Raw genomic sequence first — 3177 nt, forward strand, 5'->3', positions numbered from 1 at the left:
GGTTGAAACCGATCACAATGGGTCTATACTGATAGTCTGGCTGGCGTTCCATCACGGCAACTGCTCCTGTCAGTGATATGATGCCATGAGGAGACACGGCGAATGCTATCTATGGTATCAATGGGATTATGGTAGAATGCAGCTACTTAGCAGAAATCAGATACTAGAGCAGTATCAGGGCAGGTGTCCGTCAAATAGATGGTATTGGCTTCTCAGTCTTGGGAATCGCAGGTTACTGGGTAGATGGCTATTTGGGCAAGAGGCAGAGCGCAAGGCCTGACGCTCTTTGTCTCCCTGGGAAAGGCCAGAAGTCAAAATCAAAGCCTGATGCCAGCACTTAAGAGGGAAAAGGAGAGAAATCGTGAAATCGGTTGTGTCGGTTGTATCTCTTGCGGCTCTTCTCTTGATAGGCCTCACGGCCATCGAGCCCCGCCCTGCCGAGGCCGGCCTCATGGACATCCTCAAGGGCATCCAAACCGCCATAAAAGGCGGCGAGCTCTCCGATAGCAAGATCGTCGCCGGGCTTAAAGAGGCCCTTCGGATCGGCACGGCACATGCGGTCGGGACGGTCTCCCGGTTGAATGGGTATTACAAGAATCCCAATATCCGCATACCCCTGCCAGACAAAGTCCAGAAGGTTGAAAAGGTCCTCCGGTTCGTGGGATTCGGATCTGAACTGGATGCCTTCGAACTGAGCATGAACCGGGCAGCCGAGCGCGCCGCGCCCGAGGCCAAGTCCTTGTTCATTAGCGCAATCAAACAGATGACCATCGCCGATGCACGGGAAATACTCCACGGCCGGGACAATGAGGCAACCCTCTATTTCGAGGAGAAGACCCGGGACCGACTCTATGGGCTTTTCAAGCCGATCACCCACAGGGCAATGTCCGAGGTCGGTGCGACCCGTTCATACCAGAAACTGGATGCAAAGATGCGAACCATTCCCTATGGGGATAGGATAGGCTTTGACCTGGACGATTACGTTACAAATAAGGCCCTTGATGGTCTCTTTTTCATGGTTGCCGAGGAAGAGAGAAAGATCCGGCAAGACCCGGCGGCACGGGTGACCGAGATCCTCAAGGAGGTTTTTGGCAGCCGGTCACGCTGAAGTCCTGAGAAGAGCGCCTGCATTTGACGGCCTATCAATCGATTTCATAAACCGCGCCCATCGTCCGTTCTGCACCCCTCTCTATCAGAAGACCAAGGACCTCCAACGGGTCCAGGAGCTCGCCCACTCGGCGACGAGGCCACCAGGGTGGACTGCCACATCACCGCCCGAGGACTCGGTAGTGGCGCCGGCTGTCGATCTCCAGGTTCGGGTGCGGATAATGTTTCCCTCACAAGTCGCCTATCCCCATGCTTGACATATGAGGCCCTTTCGGATACCAGTAGCGATGGAAAGCTGGCTTTTGTGAGGAGGTCTCGGAAGCAGTGGGAGAGTGGTCAGGCCTTTCGCTAAGGCCGAGGGGGAGCCCTCCGGGGAGATTTACCAATGCTAATGGGGGGAGAGGAGCGCGTTCGGGGGTATGGTAATGCTTGGTACAACCGTCTTTCCTGGTAGGTATGTTCAAGGCCATGGGGCGATTGAGTCCTTGGGATCGGAAATGACCAGATTCGGCAGGAGGGCGCTTGTCGTCAGCGGCCCTGTAGTGAGTGCCGGCTTGCTGCCGGGCTTTCTGGGATCGATCGAGGAGGCCATAGATACGAGAGTAGCCGAGTTCGGTGGGGAATGCACCGAAGAGGAGATAGCACGACTGTCGGAAATATCGAAACAAACCGCATGTGAGGTGATAGCAGGGGTGGGTGGAGGAAAGACACTCGATACGGCCAAAGCCGTTGCCGATGAAGTCAAGAGGCCGGTCGTGGTCGTTCCCACGATTGCATCGACCGACGCACCCTGCAGTGCCATTTCGGTTATCTATACACCCTCGGGCGGGTTCAAGCGCTATCTGTTCCTCCCGAAGAACCCCGATCTGGTGCTGGTCGACACGGGGATCATAGCATCCGCCCCGGTCAGGTTCTTGGTGTCAGGCATGGGCGATGCCCTGGCAACACGGTTCGAGGCAGAGTCGTGCCGAGCGAAGCACGCGAAAAATACGGCAGGGGGGGTAGGCACGATGACCTCTTACGCCCTGGCACGTCTCTGTTATGAGACGCTGCTCGAGCACGGTGTGGCTGCGAAGCTCGCCTGTGAAGCGCACGTGGTCACGCCTGCGCTGGACCATATCGTGGAGGCGAATACCCTGCTGAGCGGCCTGGGTTTTGAGAGCGGGGGACTGGCGGCTGCCCACGCGATTCATAACGGCCTGACGGTGTTGGAGGGGACGCACGGTTCCTACCACGGTGAAAAGGTCACGATCGGGGTATTGGCCTCCCTGATACTCACCGACAAACCCAAAAACATAATCGATGAGGTTTTCTCCTTCTGCGAAGCCATGGGTCTCCCGACAACCCTTGCCGACATCGGGCTGAAAGGTGTGTCGGACGAGGAACTGATGGAGGTATCTGAGGCCGCTTGCGCTGAAGGGGAAACGATTCACAACGAGCCGATTCCTGTTGTGCCCAGGATGGTTCTTTCGGCCCTGAGAGCCTTGGATGCGCACGGGCGATACAGGAAAAAGTCTAGAGTCGGACAGTAGACAAGTGGTCAAGTCTCGCCTTGAGTCTTATTCGGGTCTGTTTCATAAATACGACTCGTTAAAGCGCATTGCCGAAGCCAGGGGCGGTGGCGAAGGATCGAGGTCAACGGGGGTGGAAAAGTCACGGAGCCGCGGAAAAGCCGTTGCAGGCTTCAAGAAGACGGGTGTCTCTCTCCAGCCAGGCAGCGGAGGAGTCCTCGATCGAATTGACCGCCCTTGTCGGTTTTGCTAATATCGCGGCAGGCCTGCAAGCCTTTCCAGGGAGGATGAACAATGACGATTCGTTACGGGATCATCGGTTGCGGAGGGATCGCAGACGGTTCCATCGCGCCGGCTATGGCACGAGCCAAGGATTCGTCCCTTCACAGTGTCCTGAGGCAAGTGGTCAAGTCTCGCCTTGAGTCTTATTCGGGTCTGTTTCATAAATACGACTCGTTAAAGCGCATTGCCGAAGGCAGGGGCGGTGGCGAAGGATCGAGGTCAACGGGGGTGGAAAAGTCACGGAGCCGCGGAAAAGCCGTTGCAGGCTTCAAGAAGA

At 56.6% G+C, this 3177-nt stretch carries 2 protein-coding genes; both read left to right on the forward strand.

Annotation, left to right across the window (positions count from 1 at the left end; translation table 11 throughout):
• Positions 1-451 precede the first annotated feature (451 nt).
• Positions 452-1108 carry a DUF4197 domain-containing protein gene (locus tag JRJ26_20430; protein ID MBW2059856.1) on the forward strand — a complete coding sequence of 219 codons (657 nt, stop codon included), beginning with the start codon at positions 452-454 and terminating at the stop codon, positions 1106-1108.
• A gap of 424 nt (positions 1109-1532) precedes the next feature.
• Positions 1533-2639 carry a glycerol dehydrogenase gene (locus JRJ26_20435; GenBank protein ID MBW2059857.1) on the forward strand — a complete coding sequence of 369 codons (1107 nt, stop codon included), beginning with the start codon at positions 1533-1535 and terminating at the stop codon, positions 2637-2639.
• Positions 2640-3177: the final 538 nt, after the last annotated feature.

Source organism: Deltaproteobacteria bacterium (assembly GCA_019308905.1).
GTDB lineage: Bacteria > Desulfobacterota > BSN033 > WVXP01 > WVXP01 > JAFDHF01.